Origin of the sequence: Proteus sp. TJ1640, from assembly GCF_003144445.1 — a bacterium.
Taxonomy (GTDB): Bacteria; Pseudomonadota; Gammaproteobacteria; order Enterobacterales; family Enterobacteriaceae; genus Proteus; species Proteus penneri.
In genome coordinates, this window is the sequence record NZ_PENY01000027.1 from 109,017 (window position 1) to 126,495 (window position 17,479).

The 17,479-nt window shown below is 38.5% G+C and carries 15 protein-coding genes; 6 read left to right on the forward strand and 9 right to left on the reverse strand.

Annotation, left to right across the window (positions count from 1 at the left end):
• Positions 1–202 precede the first annotated feature (202 nt).
• The 6 genes from trpA to DK861_RS12950 are packed head-to-tail and all read right to left on the reverse strand — an operon-like array spanning position 203 to position 6,769.
• Positions 203–1,009 (reverse strand): tryptophan synthase subunit alpha, encoded by an 807-nt coding sequence (gene trpA, locus DK861_RS12925; protein ID WP_109400368.1) that lies wholly within the window; start codon positions 1,007–1,009, stop codon positions 203–205.
• Entirely contained in the window at positions 1,009–2,199 is a 1,191-nt protein-coding gene (gene trpB, locus DK861_RS12930; RefSeq protein ID WP_069369250.1) for a tryptophan synthase subunit beta, read from the reverse strand. The genes trpA and trpB overlap by 1 nt, the downstream gene beginning before the upstream one ends.
• Before the next feature lie 48 nt (positions 2,200–2,247).
• On the reverse strand, positions 2,248–3,594 hold the full coding sequence (gene trpCF / locus DK861_RS12935) for a bifunctional indole-3-glycerol-phosphate synthase TrpC/phosphoribosylanthranilate isomerase TrpF (protein WP_109400369.1): 1,347 nt from the start codon (positions 3,592–3,594) through the stop codon (positions 2,248–2,250).
• 4 nt (positions 3,595–3,598) lie between these two features.
• Positions 3,599–4,597 carry an anthranilate phosphoribosyltransferase gene (gene trpD, locus DK861_RS12940; RefSeq protein ID WP_109400370.1) on the reverse strand — a complete coding sequence of 333 codons (999 nt, stop codon included), beginning with the start codon at positions 4,595–4,597 and terminating at the stop codon, positions 3,599–3,601.
• A gap of 1 nt (position 4,598) precedes the next feature.
• Positions 4,599–5,192, reverse strand: coding sequence for an aminodeoxychorismate/anthranilate synthase component II (locus tag DK861_RS12945; RefSeq protein WP_109400371.1), 594 nt, complete (start codon positions 5,190–5,192; stop codon positions 4,599–4,601).
• Positions 5,192–6,769, reverse strand: a complete 1,578-nt coding sequence (locus tag DK861_RS12950) for an anthranilate synthase component 1 (protein WP_109400372.1) — start codon at positions 6,767–6,769, stop codon at positions 5,192–5,194. The genes DK861_RS12945 and DK861_RS12950 overlap by 1 nt, the downstream gene beginning before the upstream one ends.
• A 308-nt stretch (positions 6,770–7,077) precedes the next feature.
• Between DK861_RS12950 and DK861_RS12955 the strand changes: the two genes are divergently transcribed.
• The 4 genes from DK861_RS12955 (at position 7,078) to DK861_RS12970 (ending at position 11,056) form a co-directional block, all read left to right on the forward strand.
• The gene (locus tag DK861_RS12955; RefSeq protein ID WP_109400373.1) at positions 7,078–7,938 is read left to right on the forward strand and encodes a PHP domain-containing protein; all 861 of its coding nucleotides are present in this window, start codon (positions 7,078–7,080) and stop codon (positions 7,936–7,938) included.
• Between the two features lie 24 nt (positions 7,939–7,962).
• Complete coding sequence (locus tag DK861_RS12960; RefSeq protein WP_072062510.1) at positions 7,963–8,583, forward strand: L-threonylcarbamoyladenylate synthase; 621 nt, start codon at positions 7,963–7,965, stop codon at positions 8,581–8,583.
• A gap of 419 nt (positions 8,584–9,002) precedes the next feature.
• Complete coding sequence (rluB, locus tag DK861_RS12965; RefSeq protein WP_072062509.1) at positions 9,003–9,926, forward strand: 23S rRNA pseudouridine(2605) synthase RluB; 924 nt, start codon at positions 9,003–9,005, stop codon at positions 9,924–9,926.
• Positions 9,927–10,105: 179 nt separating this feature from the next.
• The gene (locus DK861_RS12970) at positions 10,106–11,056 is read left to right on the forward strand and encodes a hypothetical protein (protein WP_072062508.1); all 951 of its coding nucleotides are present in this window, start codon (positions 10,106–10,108) and stop codon (positions 11,054–11,056) included.
• Between the two features lie 23 nt (positions 11,057–11,079).
• Here the strand turns inward: DK861_RS12970 and cobO are convergent, their stop codons facing one another.
• Both cobO and DK861_RS12980 read right to left on the reverse strand, forming a co-directional pair.
• Positions 11,080–11,670 carry a cob(I)yrinic acid a,c-diamide adenosyltransferase gene (gene cobO / locus DK861_RS12975; protein ID WP_109400374.1) on the reverse strand — a complete coding sequence of 197 codons (591 nt, stop codon included), beginning with the start codon at positions 11,668–11,670 and terminating at the stop codon, positions 11,080–11,082.
• A gap of 25 nt (positions 11,671–11,695) precedes the next feature.
• Complete coding sequence (locus tag DK861_RS12980; protein ID WP_204101274.1) at positions 11,696–12,457, reverse strand: YciK family oxidoreductase; 762 nt, start codon at positions 12,455–12,457, stop codon at positions 11,696–11,698.
• Between the two features lie 213 nt (positions 12,458–12,670).
• Between DK861_RS12980 and sohB the strand changes: the two genes are divergently transcribed.
• Positions 12,671–13,717: a protease SohB gene (gene sohB / locus DK861_RS12985; RefSeq protein WP_072062507.1), complete on the forward strand. Its 1,047-nt coding sequence runs from the start codon at positions 12,671–12,673 to the stop codon at positions 13,715–13,717.
• Between the two features lie 476 nt (positions 13,718–14,193).
• Here the strand turns inward: sohB and DK861_RS12990 are convergent, their stop codons facing one another.
• Positions 14,194–14,442, reverse strand: a complete 249-nt coding sequence (locus DK861_RS12990; protein WP_109400376.1) for a YciN family protein — start codon at positions 14,440–14,442, stop codon at positions 14,194–14,196.
• A gap of 307 nt (positions 14,443–14,749) precedes the next feature.
• Between DK861_RS12990 and topA the strand changes: the two genes are divergently transcribed.
• Positions 14,750–17,347 (forward strand): type I DNA topoisomerase, encoded by a 2,598-nt coding sequence (topA, locus tag DK861_RS12995; RefSeq protein WP_109400377.1) that lies wholly within the window; start codon positions 14,750–14,752, stop codon positions 17,345–17,347.
• Positions 17,348–17,479 lie beyond the last annotated feature (132 nt).

The following is a 17,479-nucleotide window of genomic DNA, read 5'->3' on the forward strand; positions in this document are numbered from 1 at the left end:
GTGCAAAAAATAAAATTTTGCCAAATTTTTATAGGTATTGATTATGTTACTTTAAATGGAGAAATAAGAGGGATTGCACCATTTCATGCGGACTAAGCACCAAAACGGGTCCCCAAAAGCGTGAGTCAATTAATAATGAATTAAGAGTAATCCGCTTAGAAAAATAGCAAACTATTCTCCTAAAGCGGATTGATTACGATAGTTAAGAGAGTGTAGCTGCTTTCATTTCTTGGACAAATTGAGTAAGCGCTTTAAGCATCACTTCAGGTTGATGAAGATTTTTCTCAATAATTTGTACAACAGCTGATCCTGAAATAGCACCCGCTGCACCATTTGCAATCGCTTCTTTCACTTGTTTTGGTTCTGAAATGCCAAATCCTTGTAATGCTGGGGGCGCATTACAGGTTTTTAGCTTGTCAGTAAGATGTGTTAGTGATTGTTCTGCGCGTTTATCTGTGCCAGTTACACCTGCTCTTGATAGTAAATAGGTATAACCTTTACCTGACGTTGCTAACTCTTGTAAAAGCTCATCATCAGCATTAGGCGGGCAAATAAAAATTGGAGCGATATTCGCTCGCTTTGCTGCCTCTCGGAACGCTTTTGATTCACGTAAGGGCACATCACCAATTAAGACAGAATCGACACCAGCTTGTTGGCATTTACCATAAAAATTATCAATCCCATTACTAAAAACAAGATTGGCATAAACTAATAAGCCAATAGGAATATTAGGATGTTTTTTGCGTACATTAGCTAAAAGTGCAAAGCAATCAGTGGGAGTTACGCCAACATTGAGGGCACGTAAATTAGCACCTTGAATAGTAGGACCATCAGCAAGAGGATCGGAAAAAGGAATACCAATTTCTAATGCATCTGCGCCACCTTCAATTAATGCATCAATAATTTGTAATGACAGCTCAGGAGAAGGATCACCTAATGTGACAAAAGGAACGAATGCGCCTTGCTGTTGTTGTGCTAATGCCTCAAAGCATACTTGATAACGGCTCATTAGATTTCTCCTCTTGCTGCTAAAATATCGTTTACAGTAAAAATATCTTTATCACCACGGCCTGATAAGTTCACAATTAATAACTGTTCTTTGTCAGGATTTTGTGCAATTAATTTCAGTGCATAAGCCAATGCATGAGAAGATTCTAAAGCTGGAATAATTCCTTCTCGGCGAGAAAGTGCTTTAAATGCTTCTATGGCTTCGTCATCGGTAACAGAAACATAATCAGCACGACCAATGCTGTTTAAATGTGCGTGTTGTGGTCCAACTGATGGGAAATCAAGACCCGCTGAAATTGAATATGACTCTTCAATTTGTCCTTCATCAGTCTGCATAATTGGGGATTTCATCCCAAAATAGATCCCTAATTTTCCATGTTTCAGAGGTGCGCCATGTTCACCTGTTTCAATGCCTTTACCCGCAGGTTCAACGCCAATGAGTTGCACAGATGTTTCTGGAATAAAGGAAGCAAATAAACCGATAGCGTTAGAACCACCACCAATACAAGCAATAACAGCATCAGGTAGACGACCTTCACGCTCTAGAATTTGCGCTTTGGCTTCATCACCAATCATACGTTGAAACTCACGGACAATAGTTGGATAGGGGTGAGGGCCTGCTGCTGTTCCTAATAAGTAATGCGCGCGATCGTAACAGCCAGACCAGTCGCGCAATGCCTCATTACAGGCATCTTTTAAAGTAGATGAACCACTATGAACGGGAATAACTTCAGCACCCATTAAACGCATACGAAAGACGTTAGGTGATTGACGTTCGACGTCTTTTGCACCCATATAAATACGACATTTCATGTTAAGTAGTGCGCAGGCCAAAGCCGTTGCAACACCATGTTGACCTGCCCCCGTTTCTGCAATAATTTCGGTTTTACCCATACGTTTTGCTAATAAGGCTTGGCCTAATACTTGGTTAGTTTTATGAGCGCCGCCATGCAGTAAATCCTCACGTTTTAGATATAAACGAGTCCGCGTGCCTTCTGTTAAATTACGGCAAAGAGTTAATGCTGTTGGTCTACCTGCATAATTTTTTAATAAATCTTGGAATTCTTGCTGAAAAGAGGGATCGTTTTGTGCATCAATAAAAGCTTGTTCGAGTTGATCCAACGCAGGAATTAAGATTTCAGGTACATATTGGCCACCAAATTCGCCAAAGTAGGGGTTAAGTTTTCTCATTGTGATGTCATCCTGTTTAAAATTTTATCTTTGTGAAATTTAGTTTCGCTATAATTGTGCAAAGACTTGGTTCAGACGTTGCGCATCTTTTATTCCAGGAGCCGATTCTACTCCAGAGTTAAAATCAAGCCCGATACAGCCTGTTTTAACTGCATCTAAACAGTTTTCACTGTTAAGACCACCTGCAAGTAATGCTTTTTCACGTATTGTGTTTGGAATTTTTTGCCAATTAAATGTTGTTCCTGTACCGCCTGTGCCGTTATCAAGTACATATTTATTAACGTGTGAAACGGGGAGAATATCACTGTGAATTGCCATATTTATGGCTTGCCAAATCTCACAGCTAGGTTGAATTTTTTGTCTAAGTTGCTCAATAAACTGAGCATCTTCTTGTCCATGTAATTGAATGGCAGATAAATTAAGTTTTTCTGCATAGTCACAAATAAGTTCAATAGGTTGGTTTTGAAAAACACCGACAAACGCTAAGGGGGCTTGTGTTATCAGCTCTTGAGCTTGTGACAATGTCACTTTACGTGGAGATTTTTCTGCGAAAATTAATCCTGCATAGTAAGCACCGGCTTGATAAACCGCTTTTACATCTTGTGTACGAGTTAACCCGCACACTTTATGCTTTCCCAAAACGAGTGCTCTTACTGCTTGGTCAATATTTTCTTGTGACATTAAGGCACTACCCACTAAAAAACCATTAGCATATTGGCTTAACTCTTGAACTTGCTGGTGGGTATGAATACCTGATTCACTGATCACAATTGCATCTTTAGGCAATCCTTGGCTTAACTGTTGGGTACGAACTAAATCGATAGAGAGATCACGCAAGTCGCGATTATTAATACCAATAACTTTGGCATTAAGCTTAATTGCTCGTTGACGCTCTTCTTCGGTGCTGACTTCGGTTAATACACCCATATTTAATTGATGAGCAACTGTTGATAGCGCGCGATATTGTTCATCATCTAAGATAGAAAGCATTAATAAAATGGCATCTGCTTGATAAAAACGTGCTAAATAGATTTGGTATTCATCAATAATAAAATCTTTGCACAAAACGGGCTGATGTACAGCTTGGCTGACTTGACGTAAATAATCAAAGCTTCCTTGAAAATATTTTTCATCGGTTAATACCGAAATTGCTGCAGCATAAGGCTGATAAATTTTTGCAATTGTAGCGGGATCAAAATCAGCACGAATTAATCCTTTTGAGGGCGATGCTTTTTTACATTCTAAAATAAAAACCGTATTAGGTTGAGTTAATGCCTGATAAAACGAGCGCGTTGAAGGTACTATTTGCTGCACAAATTCTGATAACGGTTGGCTTGCTTTACGTGCGATCAAATATTCTGCTTTATCTTTTACAATGGCGTTTAATACAGTCATGTTTTTATCCTCTCGCGGCTAATGCGGTAACACGATTTATTGCTTTACCGCTATAAATGGTGTGCATAGCAACTTCAGTATTTATTTTTAAATCTTCTTGCCCATGTAAACGCATTAATAAAGCGACATTAGCTGCGACAGATTCGGTATGTGCTCTTTTTCCTTCGCCTTGCAGTAAATTCGCCAATAATTGCCGGTTAACTTCAGGTGTACCACCTTCCAAATCGGCCATTGAACAAGGACGAAGACCAAAATCACTTGGTGTGAGTTCATAACGCGTAATTTCACCATTACGTAATTCAGCGACTTGAGTCGGTGCATGTAACGACACTTCATCCATACCGCCACTGTGTACCACGGCGGCGCGTTCATAACCCAATACTTTTAGTGTGTCTGCAATAGGCATTAATAACTCAGGGCTATAAACACCAATTAATGCTAATGGTGGGCGAGCTGGATTAATCAAGGGACCTAATACGTTAAATAAAGTGCGTGTTTTTAGTTGTTGGCGCACAGGAGCAGCAAAACGAAAACCACTGTGATACTGCGGTGCGAATAAAAAGCAAAGTCCCACTTCATCTAATAATTGACGTGCATCATCTGCACTTCTATCTAATGGAATACCAAAAGCAGCGAGTAAGTCTGATGAGCCTGAGCGACTAGATACGCTACGGTTACCGTGTTTGGCAACTTTAATGCCGACTTCTGCCGCTACGAATGCGCTAGCAGTTGAGATATTGATGCTGTTCGCGCCGTCGCCACCTGTGCCAACAATATCGCAAAAAGTGTAATCAGGACGAGGAAATGGTAGTGCATTTTCAAGTAATGCTCGTACAGCACCGGCGATTTCTTGTGGATGTTCACCACGCATTTTCATGCTAATTAATACAGCGGCTAATTGTGATTCTGTTAATTCACCACGGATAATCGCGCTAAACAAGGTTTGGCTTTCTTCTAATGTTAACTGTTGCGCGCCAAATAATTTGTTGAAGATAGTTTCCATTTTATGCGTCTCCTTTAGGAGTTAATGCCCATGCGATTGTTTGTTCTAAAAGTTGTGCGCCTTTGGTGGTTAAAATTGATTCTGGGTGAAACTGGAAACCACATGTTTTATGTTGACGGTGACGCACCGCCATAACAGTGTTATCGCACCAAGCATTAATAATAAGTTGTTCTGGAACTTGTTCTCCTGAAAGTGAATGATAACGAGCAACGGGTAAAGGGTTAGGTAGATCCACAAACATTTCACTGTTATCGTGTTCAGCTAATGTCGCTTTACCGTGTAAGATCTCTCCACATGAAGAAACTTTGCCACCGTAAGCTTCAATGATGGCTTGATGGCCTAAACAGATGCCAACAACAGGTAATGTACCTAATACGCGTTTTAACAGCTCAGGCATACAGCCCGCTTGTGAAGGTGCACCAGGCCCCGGAGATAACAGTAAAATAGGGTTATCGAGTTCGCGCAGTTTCTGTTCAATAAAATCAGCTGTGACGCTATTGCGATAAATCACCACGTTATTACCAAGGCTACGTAATTGATCAACAAGGTTATAAGTAAATGAGTCAATGTTATCGAGCAGTAAGATAGTCGCCATTAACAAGCCTCCTGCTGTTGTGTATCCGTATGCGCTTGTAAAATAGCGTTGATTACAGCTTGTGATTTATTGTGGGTTTCTTCCGCTTCCATTTTGGGATCTGAGTCGAGCACAATTCCGGCTCCGACTTGAATAGTGGCAATATTATTTTCAACATAAGCAGAGCGAATAACTATGCAAGTATCAAAATCACCGGCACCAGTAAAATAACCAATGGCTCCACCATAGCTGCCACGTTTCGTTTTTTCATAACGAGCAATTAATTGCATAGCACTGACTTTAGGCGCTCCCGATAACGTTCCCATATTCATACAAGCTTGATAAGCATGAAAAATGTCTAAGTCATCACGTAATTTTCCAACCACTCTAGAGACTAAGTGCATCACAAAAGCATAACGGTCAACTTTTGTTAACTCCGCGACATAACGGCTACCTGCTTGGCAAATGCGTGCTAAATCATTACGCGCCAAATCAACTAACATTAAATGCTCTGAAAGTTCTTTGGTGTCAGTACGCATTTCTAGCTCAATACGGCTGTCTAAATCTGCATTAATTGAACCATCGGCATTGCGCCCTCTAGGACGAGTTCCCGCAATAGGGTAAATTTCAATTTGGCGATCACTGGTTTGATATTTCAGTGCGCTTTCTGGTGATGCACCAAAAACAGTGAATAGCGCATCTTGCATATAAAACAGATACGGGCTTGGGTTTTTCTGTTTCAACACTTGATATGCAGCAAGTGGTGAAGGGCAAGCTACTTGAAAGCGACGAGATGGTACGACTTGGAAAATATCACCACGACGAATATAGGTTTTCATTGCCTCAACGATATCACCATAGCCTTTATCGTCCATATTGGTGTGTATTGTTGATCCTTCTGCTGTTAAAGCGTGGCGAATAGGGTGTTTTAACGGTTGTTTAGCCAGCGAAATTAACTCAGTTTGTCGTAAAGTGAGACGTTGGCATTCTGTTTTATCATCGGTAAATGCAATGGAAACCAACTGACTATCTTCATTTTGATGGTCGATCACGATTAATTGCTCAGCTAAATAAAAGCAATAATCAGGGCAAGAAAAATCACTTTCTAATTCAGGAATAGATTCAAATCCGCAGACTAAGTCATACGCAAATAAGCCACCAACAAAGATAAAGTTTGCATCTTTAGTATCTTTATTAACAAGAAAGAAGCGTAACGCATCAAATACGCTAGCAGATTTTAATTTGCTTTCTTCATCGGTCTCTTGTGAAGGCGTTGCAAAAGTAAAGACACACTGTTTGTCGTTTTCTGACGTCAAATTAGCTTTTTCTTTTAGTGCGATTTTTAATGCGGGCAATAACGCTTGTCCATTAACGCTTAATGCATCAATAGTGACTTGATTTTTTACTGCACTGATGCGTAATGCACTATCAACAATTAATAAGCTTTTTAAGTTCGCTTTAGTGTCGATTTGTGCGGATTCTAACAATAATGTGTAATGTTGATTTTCACATAATGTATTGAAAAGCAAAGCTGGTTCTCTGTGATAAGGCAGTGGCATTGCCTTGGTATTAAATGAGAATGCAAGTGATGTATTCATTGTTATCGCTCTATATTATTTTCTTTATTTACTGTTTTTAAAGCATAAAAAAACCCGCGTAGGCGGGTTTTAGATATCACTGACGTTAAGCCGGAGATCAAACCGCCCATAAAAGAGTGTTGCGCCACCAAAGAGCGATAAGATGTTGATTGATATTCATAAAATCTCCTTACAGCTAACGACGAATAAATGGAAAGTGAACTAGCTCGTATTGCGTACTAGTAAACTGGATTGCGTTAGGTTCGTCAAGTACTTTATGGCATACTCTTTAAAAATTATTATTTTGTTAAGGTGAAAAGGGAGACGTGATGACTGAAGGGCTATCTGATTTGAGAGTGATTTATGATTTACACAGCCACACTACCGCGTCAGATGGCGAGCTTTCACCAGAAGAATTGGTTGATAGAGCGATAGAGCGTCAAATTAATGTTTTAGCGATTACGGATCACGATACAACAGCGGCAATTGCACCAGCTAAGCATTATATTGCAGAAAAAAATCTGCCTCTTACTCTGATATCAGGTGTCGAAATATCGACTTTGTGGGAGAATATAGAAATCCATATTGTTGGATTAAATATTGATATTGACCATAACGCGATGAAATCGCTCCTTTCATCACAAAGCCAATGTCGTGAAACACGTGCGATAATGATAGGTGAGCGATTAGAAAAAGCAGGTATTGCCAATGCTTTTGAAGGCGCTAAAGCGCTAGCGCATGGTGGGCAAGTAACAAGAGGACACTTTGCCCGATTTTTAGTGAATGACGGACATGTTGCTTCAGTTAATAAAGTATTTAAACGTTATTTAGCGAAAGGAAAAACAGGCTATGTACCCCCGCAATGGTGCTCAATAGGTGACGCGGTCACAGCAATTCATGCTGCTGGTGGTGTTGCAGTATTAGCACATCCGGGTCGATATGGTCTATCTTCTAAATGGTTAAAACGATTAACACTTTATTTTAAACAACAAGGTGGTGATGCAATCGAAGTGGCACAATGCCAACAACCACCACAAGAACGAGAACAACACGCGGCATTAGCTCAATCTTATGAGCTAAAAGCTTCGTTAGGTTCTGATTTTCATCGTCCTTGCTCGTGGATAGAGTTGGGGCGTAATTTATGGTTACCCGGTGGCGTTGAACCAGTTTGGTCGCTATGGCAGGAGTAACATCAGAAATTCGTTGAGGGATGTATGAGCCAACTTTTTTATATTCACCCTGATAATCCGCAGGCTCGTTTAATTGAACAAAGTGCTGATATTTTACGCAAAGGTGGAGTGGTGATTTATCCAACAGACTCTGGTTATGCTATTGGCTGTTGTTTAGAAAATAAAGATGCAATGACGCGAATTTGTCGTATTCGCCAATTAGATAAAAAACACAATTTTACACTGATGTGCCGTGATTTATCAGAAATCGCCAATTACGCTTATGTTGATAATGTGGTATTTCGTTTAATAAAAAATAACACGCCAGGTAATTACACCTTTATCTTAAAAGCGACTAAAGATGTACCAAAACGTTTGATGAATGATAAACGTAAAACTATAGGCTTGCGTGTTCCTTCTAACCCTATTGCATTGGCATTGTTAGAAAATATTGGTGAGCCATTAATGTCAACAAGCCTGATTTTACCAGGCAATGATTTTGCTGAATCTGATCCGGAAGAAATCGAAGATTTATTAAGCAAACAAGTTGATTTGGTTATCCATGGTGGTTATTTAGGGCAAAAACCGACAACGGTAATTGATTTAACAGAAGATACCCCTGTCATCGTGCGTGAAGGTACGGGTGATATTACGCCATTTCAGTAAATCATTGAGTTGATTAAACGGGATTAAAAGCAAATGACTCGATAGTGAAGAAATTTATCGCAAGATAAAGAGATAAAAGGTGAAGGGATGTATCGCTTGTGTTAAATTTATACATTGCGATAAAAATCATGGTGCTTATTTTTGAAATCGGTTATATCAACGCGTATTTTAAACGCTAAATACAATAACTCGGTCTGCAGACAACGACTAATTGTCGTTAGGATTTTTACCAACATCGTTTTATCGTCACTATTTATCACAATATTGATGTGAAAAATCGTCAATATTGTTCACTATTGAATCAATAAACCTGTGTTTATTTCTTATGTTAATAAACATGGGTTATTTTTTACTTAATTGATTTTTAAAAATTAATTCTATTTTATGACGCCTGTGAAGGCGACAAATGAGGTTGTTTCATGAGCGATAAATCGCAACGTACTGAAAAGTTACAAAAAATCCTTGCTCGTTCTGGTCACGGCTCTCGTCGTGAGATTGAAGGTTACCTTCAAGAAGGACGTATCAGCATTGATGGTACAAAAGCAAAATTAGGTGATCGTATTGATGTCACCTCTACAGCAAAAATCCGCTTAGATGGTCGTATTCTAAATATTCGTGAAGCACAAAAAGATGTCTGTCGTGTGCTTGCTTATTATAAACCTGAGGGAGAGCTGTGTACTCGCAGTGATCCGCAAGGTCGTCCAACTGTTTTCCAACGTCTTCCTCGTCTTAACAGTGCTCGCTGGATTGCTGTTGGTCGTCTTGATGTAAACACCAGTGGATTACTGTTATTTACCACAGATGGTGAATTGGCTAACCGTTTAATGCATCCTAGCCGCGAAGTTGAGCGTGAATACGCAGTTCGTGTTTTTGGTGAAATCGATGATGCGAAAATTCGTCAATTAACGCGAGGTGTACAATTAGAAGATGGTCCTGCTTCATTCCGTTCTGTTTCTTACCGTGGTGGTGAAGGGATTAACCAATGGTACAATGTTTCACTGACTGAAGGGCGTAACCGTGAAGTGCGTCGTATGTGGGAAGCTGTTGGTGTACAAGTTAGCCGTCTTATTCGTGTTCGTTATGGTGATATTGATTTACCAAAAGGTTTACCGCGCGGTGGCTGGGTTGAATTAGGGTTAGCTCAAATCAACTATTTACGTCAGTTAGTTGAGTTAAACGACGAAACAGTAACAAAAGTTGCAGTGGAAAAAGATCAGCGTCGCATCAAAGCAAATCAGATCCGTCGTGCAGTTAAGCGTCATACTAAAATCTCAACACGCACTTCAACATCGCCTGCTAAAAGAGCATCAAGTCGTCGTCAATCAGCAGGAAATAAAAAGTAATTAGCGAATAATTATTTATTATTTTAAATTAAAATATCATTTTGAAAATAATCGCTCTATTTTAATAGGGCGATTATTTTTTTGACTACTTTCTTTTTTTTATAAATCTATTTATGATGACCCTATTAGGGTGTATTTATTAATAACTTTATATTTAACGATAAGGTATTCAAAATAATATGTATCGTTATTTTCATTTAATTGCTGTGTTATATATAGCCTCTTTAGTCACGGGGTGTGATTATCCTGCTATAAGAGAAAAACAAAATGGTGTTTTCTACATCAACAATAATCAATTGGAACCTTTAGAGTTTAAAATTGATAATACTAAATTTGTGATGGGGAAAGGCGAAGTAAAAAAAATTAAACTTAATAATGGCGAACATATACTTATTGATAGTCAAGGTAAACAAAGTATATTTATGATTTACCCCGGAAACCGAGGAGGAATAATTAATCCCAATAGAGATATCTATTATAGTTTCACCACGTTATTTAAACAAGAATATCCTCCATCTGAGGAAATCCGTATAGATGAACGTACTGTATGGGTTAATGGTATTCTTTTAAGAGGTGCGATTAATAGTTCTGACTCTCTCTTTATTGATAATAATATTTTTAGTTGTGATATTCCAATCGATGAACCACTACCTACTTATTTATCTGATTGGGAAGGTAATGAAAAAGTAAGTGCATTGACCAAATGTTTTACAAAAGATGATTTTTATCAATATATTATTAAATTTCCCTATGGTATTAAATTTTATTCTGAGCATGATTTATTAACTCAATATATAACAGAAGATAATTTTAATTGGATCGATAAAAATAATACACGAACAGATAGTTTATCTCCGTTAGATGATAACTTTAGCTTCAATGATGAAAAATTGATGAAAGAAGCGATAAGCATTCATGAAGTAGTTAAAAAATATTTAACTTCAAGAGATCCTGCAGAAAGAAAATTATTTTATAGTGAGTATCATAAGCATATCATGAAGATGGCAATACTCTATGATCAACAAATAAGAAGTCATATTTTTGTTGATAGAGAGATGTATTTAGATTTTATTAAAAGAAATGGGCGTATATTTGGTGCTGGTATTTTAGGGGAGCCCATTCTTATTTAATATTCGAGTTCTTTACATAGTGGTTACCAATCTATGCCTTTTTGTGCTTTTATCCCACTATCAAAAGCGTGTTTAATAGGACGCATTTCTGTCACTGTATCTGCTAACTCGATTAATTTTCTATGGCAGCCTCTTCCAGTAATAATGACATTTTGATGGGCAGGGCGAGAGCTAATCGCTGAAATAACTTCATCTAATGGCAAATAGTTAAAGGTAATCATATAGGTAATTTCATCGAGAATAACTAGATCGTATTCTGGGTCATTAAGTAGTTTGAGTGCATATTGCCAAGTATTTAAACAAGCTGCTGTATCTGTACTTTTATCTTGAGTTTCCCAAGTAAATCCTGTTTCCATCACATAGAAAGGGACACCAAACTGTTCTAATAAATTACGTTCACCGTTTTCCCATGTTCCTTTAATAAATTGCACAACACCGACCTTTTTTTGATGACCCACTGCGCGTGTCGCTGTACCCATCGCTGCCGTCGTTTTGCCTTTACCATTACCTGTAAAGATCATCAAGATACCTTGTTCTCGTTGAGCTTGCTCAATTCGAGTATCGACTTTCTCTTTTAAACGTTGTTGGCGCTTTTGGTGTTGTGCATTATTCATTTTGCTACCTCAAACTTAAATTACGTTATTCAGCGGGACCGGCTTTACGACCAGGTTGTGCATCTAAAGATTGTCCTTTCACATCAATACTGTCATCACTCATTAAATAGAGATATAAGGGCATCAAATCTTTAGGTGTTTTTAGTTTTTGTGGGTTCTCATCAGGGAAGGCATTTGCTCGCATTGCAGTACGAGTACCACCAGGATTAATGCAGTTAATACGCAAGGTACTTTCGTTATATTCTTCATTAAGTACCTGCATAAAGCCTTCTGTAGCGAATTTAGAAACAGAATAAGCCCCCCAGCCATAGCGTCCTTGGCGACCAACGCTGGATGTAGTGAGAATAAGGCTTGCATGAGGTGCCTTGAGCATCAATGGTAATAGTGCTTTCGTGAGCATAAAAGTTGCATTGACGTTGACTTGCATCACGTCATGCCAAAGGTTACTTGGTTGATTAATAATAGGCTCGATAACGCCTAATAAGCCCGCATTTTGTAATACACCATCAAGATGGGGAAAACGTTTAACGAGTGTGTCAGCAAACTGTTGAAAGTCGTTCTCTGTTGCTGTAAGTAGATCAAGTGGATATAACATGGGTGGTTGACCACCTGATGTGATGATATCTTCTTGAACATCTTCAAGTTTTGATAGAGTACGTCCTAATAAGATAAGTGTTGCGCCATATTGCGCATAAGTTAGTGCGGCTTCTTTTCCTATACCATCACCAGCACCTGTTACTAGAATAATTTTATCTTTTAGCACGCTATGATCGGGTTGATATTGCAACATATTGATATCCTGTCTAGTAAAAAGTAAATAAAGTGTAACGTCTTATTTGTCTACCGACCAGTTTTGCCAGATTTTTTGTTTACAATTTATGGCTGTTTTCTTTATGGTATTAAACATAATCATGTCTTTGTTGCTGGCGCTAAAGCAGAATTTCGTTAAACTAGGCATATTGGTTTTAGTCAGTGTTATTAACCTTAAAAAGAGGTCTTTGTGGAGTATATTTTACAATATGGACTGTTTTTAGCAGAGATTGCCACTGTTGTTGTGGCGATTATCGCTATCGTGTTGTTTTTCGTTGTGATTGGAAATAAAAAACAAAATCGTAAAGGGACGTTAAGAGTGACAGATCTTGCTGAAGCTTACGAAGAAAAACAGCGTGTTATGCAACAAGCAAAAATGGACGATGCTGAATTAAAAGTCTGGTATAAAGCGTTTAAAAAGCAGCAGAAAAAAGAGAATAAACAGAGTAAAAACAATGCAAAAGAAGGGAAAAAAGGCGTTGTAAAACCTTGTTTATATGTGCTTGATTTTAACGGTAGTATGGATGCACACGAAGTGGGTGCATTACGCGAAGAAATTAGTGCCATTCTTTCTGTTGCACAAGCAAATGACGAAGTGTTACTGCGTTTAGAAAGTCCTGGTGGCATGGTTCACGGATATGGATTAGCCGCAGCTCAATTAACTCGCCTAAAAGAAAAAGGGATTAAACTGACCGCCGTTGTCGATAAAGTGGCGGCTAGTGGGGGATATATGATGGCATGTGTGGCAGATAAAATTGTTGCTGCGCCATTTGCGATTATTGGTTCGATTGGTGTTGTCGCTCAGATCCCTAACATTCACCGCTTGCTTAAGAAAAATGATATTGATGTTGAGTTACATACTGCTGGCGAATATAAGCGTACATTGACTTTGTTAGGCGAAAACACAGAAGAAGGCCGTGAGAAATTTAAGCAAGATTTAAATGAAACGCATTTATTATTTAAATCATTTGTGCATAAATACCGCCCCCAACTTGATATAGATAGTGTTGCAACTGGAGAATATTGGTACGGCTCTGAAGCGTTAAATAGAGGCTTAATTGATGAGGTTGGAGTGAGTGATGATTGGTTGATCAATCATATTAATGACTTTGAAGTTCTCTCTGTCCAATATGTTACCAAGAAGAAAATGGTTGAGCGCGTTACAAGTGGTGCAATGGAAAGCATCGATAAATTGATGATGCGTTGGGTACAAAGAAGTAAAAAACCACTTCTATAAGCCAAATAAAGATGTAATACATGATATCAGTGATACAAGTTATCGCTGATATCATCCTTCCTTCTTCCTTACTAAACATGATCCTTAAACTTACCGAATAAATATTCTAATTTTCATTCCGATAAAGCAAAAAAACCAGTGAAAATGTCACTGGTAATCAGAGAAATAATTGATATTAATTATAAAAACAGAATAAATATTTCCTCTTTCTAGGCGCTTTCAATATAGCTGTAAACAGAAAATAAAAATAATTGATATTACTGATTGTATTGATAGGCAAGTGTAATCGTGAATTAAGATGTGACAGATAATGCCGCTTTACCATAAAAGTGAGTTTTTATTCTTTTATTTTGTTTAATTATGCCAGTTGTTGGTGTTTTGATGATGGCAATAACTGGCAAGAAAAGTCTCTTTTTTGTTATTAATAAAGAGTAAATTTATCTACTTTAGCCAATAAAAATAATCACGAATGTGATTTATGCTAAATGATATTTTTCAGATAACACATGAGCTAAATGTTTAAACATATTGAATGCTGCGGTACTTTTTGCTGTAGGTAAACCTTGTTCATCTAAAAAAAATTCGCCTTTAAATACGAGGACATTACCTTTCTGTTCAACTGAATCAGCACGCATACCTTGTAAATAATCTTCATGTTCACATATGATTTTATTCGCTTTTTCAAGTAGCATCTCTGTTGTAATCGGTGTAGTTTGTTTTGACATAATCTGTGCTCCTTAGAAAAATAATTTGTTGCGCCTCACTTTTTATCAGGTAGAGTGTGGCATTTTTAAAAGCTTAGCTACTCTATATGTAGCAAACAATGATTTGCCTGTTCCTGATCAAGGCTGTGAGGTAATTAAAATACCTCAAAAAAAGGCATGAGTTTTGAGCTCAAACAAAAGCTTTGAATAAAAACAGGTTGATATATTGCAAAACTAACGCAATATAAAAAAGAGATTTTAAACATTTTTTTAGTTGAGGGTATTAAACAATACCGTCATAACAAAGTTTAATTAGGTAAAGGTAATTATGGGTAAAGCTCTTGTTATCGTGGAGTCCCCGGCTAAAGCCAAAACGATCAATAAATATCTTGGCAATGACTACGTAGTTAAATCTAGCGTGGGTCACATTCGTGATTTGCCAAAGAGTGGTTCTGGCAGCCAGAAGAGCGAAAACTCATCCGCCACGAAAGGCGTGAAAAAAGTTAAAAAGGATGAGAAGTCAGCCTTAGTCAGTCGTATGGGCGTTGATCCCTATAATGGATGGAATGCGAATTATCAAATTCTACCCGGCAAAGAAAAAGTCGTGGCTGAACTAAAAGCATTGGCTGAGAAAGCTGATCATGTCTATCTCGCAACGGACCTTGACCGCGAAGGAGAAGCTATCGCGTGGCATTTACGCGAAGTTATCGGCGGTGATGATGAACGATTTAGTCGAGTGGTTTTTAACGAAATCACTAAAAATGCCATTACACAAGCTTTCCAAACTCCAGGTGAGTTAAATATAGATCGCGTTAACGCGCAACAAGCACGTCGCTTTATGGATCGTGTTGTGGGCTATATGGTTTCACCTTTACTTTGGAAAAAAGTTGCTCGTGGATTATCTGCGGGTCGAGTTCAATCAGTTGCTGTGCGTCTTTTAGTTGAACGTGAGCGTGAAATTAAAGCCTTTGTTCCTGAAGAATATTGGCAATTACATGCATCATTATTAACGCCTGATGAACAGCCTCTGCGCATGGAAGTCACGCATTATAATGATAAAGCCTTCAACCCTGTTTCATCTGATGAAACGCAGGTAGCGGTTAAGGCATTACAAAATGCGGCCTTCACGGTAAAAGATCGTGAAGATAGACCAACATCAAGTAAACCAAGTGCACCGCTTATCACATCAACCTTACAGCAAGCGGCAAGTACACGTTTAAGCTTTGGTGTGAAAAAGACGATGATGCTTGCTCAGCGCCTTTATGAAGCTGGTTATATAACTTATATGCGTACTGACTCAACTAACTTAAGTCAGGATGCCATTCAAATGGCGCGCGATTATATCAATGAGAATTTTGGTGTTAAATATTTGCCGAAAGAGCCAAATGTTTATTCGAGCAAAGAAAATTCTCAAGAAGCGCATGAAGCTATCCGTCCTTCTGATATTAATGTTATCGCTGAATCTTTAAAAGATATGGATAACGATGCCAAACGTTTATACCAACTGATTTGGAATCAATTTGTTGCTTGTCAAATGACACCAGCAAAATACGATTCAACGACATTAACCGTCGAAGCAGGTGATTATAAACTCCGGGCTAAAGGTCGTACTTTGCGTTTTGCCGGTTGGACGAAAGTCATGCCAGCGATGCGGAATAAAGATGAAGATAAAACTTTACCTGCAGTTGATGTAGGGGCAACACTGGCTTTAGCTGAGTTAGAGCCAACTCAGCACTTTACCAAGCCACCAGCACGTTTTAGCGAAGCAACGTTAGTTAAAGAATTAGAAAAACGTGGAATTGGTCGTCCTTCAACTTATGCATCTATTATCTCTACCATTCAAGATCGTGGTTATGTGAAAGTTGAAAACCGTCGCTTTTATGCAGAAAAAATGGGTGAAATTGTAACCGATCGCTTAGAAGAGAATTTTAGCGATTTAATGAATTACGATTTTACTGCGCAGATGGAAGATCACCTTGACCATGTTGCCAATAATGAAGAGAACTGGAAAGAAGTATTAGATGCGTTCTTCAGCGATTTTAGTCAGCAACTAGAGGTCGCTGAAAAAGATCCTGAAGAAGGTGGAATGCGGCCAAATCCAATGGTGATCACGTCGATTGAATGCCCAACTTGTTCTCGTCATATGGGAATTAGAACGGCGACAACAGGCGTATTCTTAGGATGTTCTGGGTATGCTTTACCGCCTAAAGAGCGTTGTAAACAGACTATTAACCTTATTCCTGAAGATGAATTATTGAATATTCTGGAAGGGGAAGATGCAGAAACTAACGCATTACGAGCTCGTCGTCGTTGCCCGAAATGTGGTACTGCAATGGACAGTTACCTGATTGACACGCATCGTAAATTACATGTTTGTGGTAATAACCCTGCATGTGATGGTTATGAAGTCGAAGAGGGTGAATTCCGCTTAAAAGGTTACGAAGGGCCAGTCATAGAGTGTGATAAATGTGGCGCTGAAATGCACTTGAAAATGGGGCGTTTTGGTAAATACATGGGTTGCACTAATGATGAATGTAAAAATACCCGTAAAATCTTAAAAAGTGGTGAAATTGCGCCACCAAAGGAAGATCCTGTACCGCTTCCTGAGTTGCCGTGTGAAAAATCGGATGCGTATTTTGTCTTACGTGATGGTGCCGCGGGTGTATTCTTAGCCGCAAATACCTTCCCTAAATCAAGAGAAACGCGAGCACCAAAAGTAGAAGAACTGGTGCGCTTTAAAGACCGTTTAGCAGAGAAAATGCGTTATTTAGCAGAAGCTCCAGTGGCTGATCCTGAAGGAAACCCAACTATTGTGCGTTTTAGTCGTAAAACAAAACAGCAATATGTTTCTTCAGAGAAAGAGGGTAAAGCAACAGGTTGGTCTGCATTTTATGTCGATGGCAAGTGGGTTGAAAAAACCAAATAACATTGACATTACGTGGTAAATAAAAAAGCGACTAATGAGAGTTAGTCGCTTTTTTGTATTAAGAAGGTATGCTAATTAAATATACCAAAACAGTATGAATGGTTAATTTCTATTTGTCTGATATTTCACTTT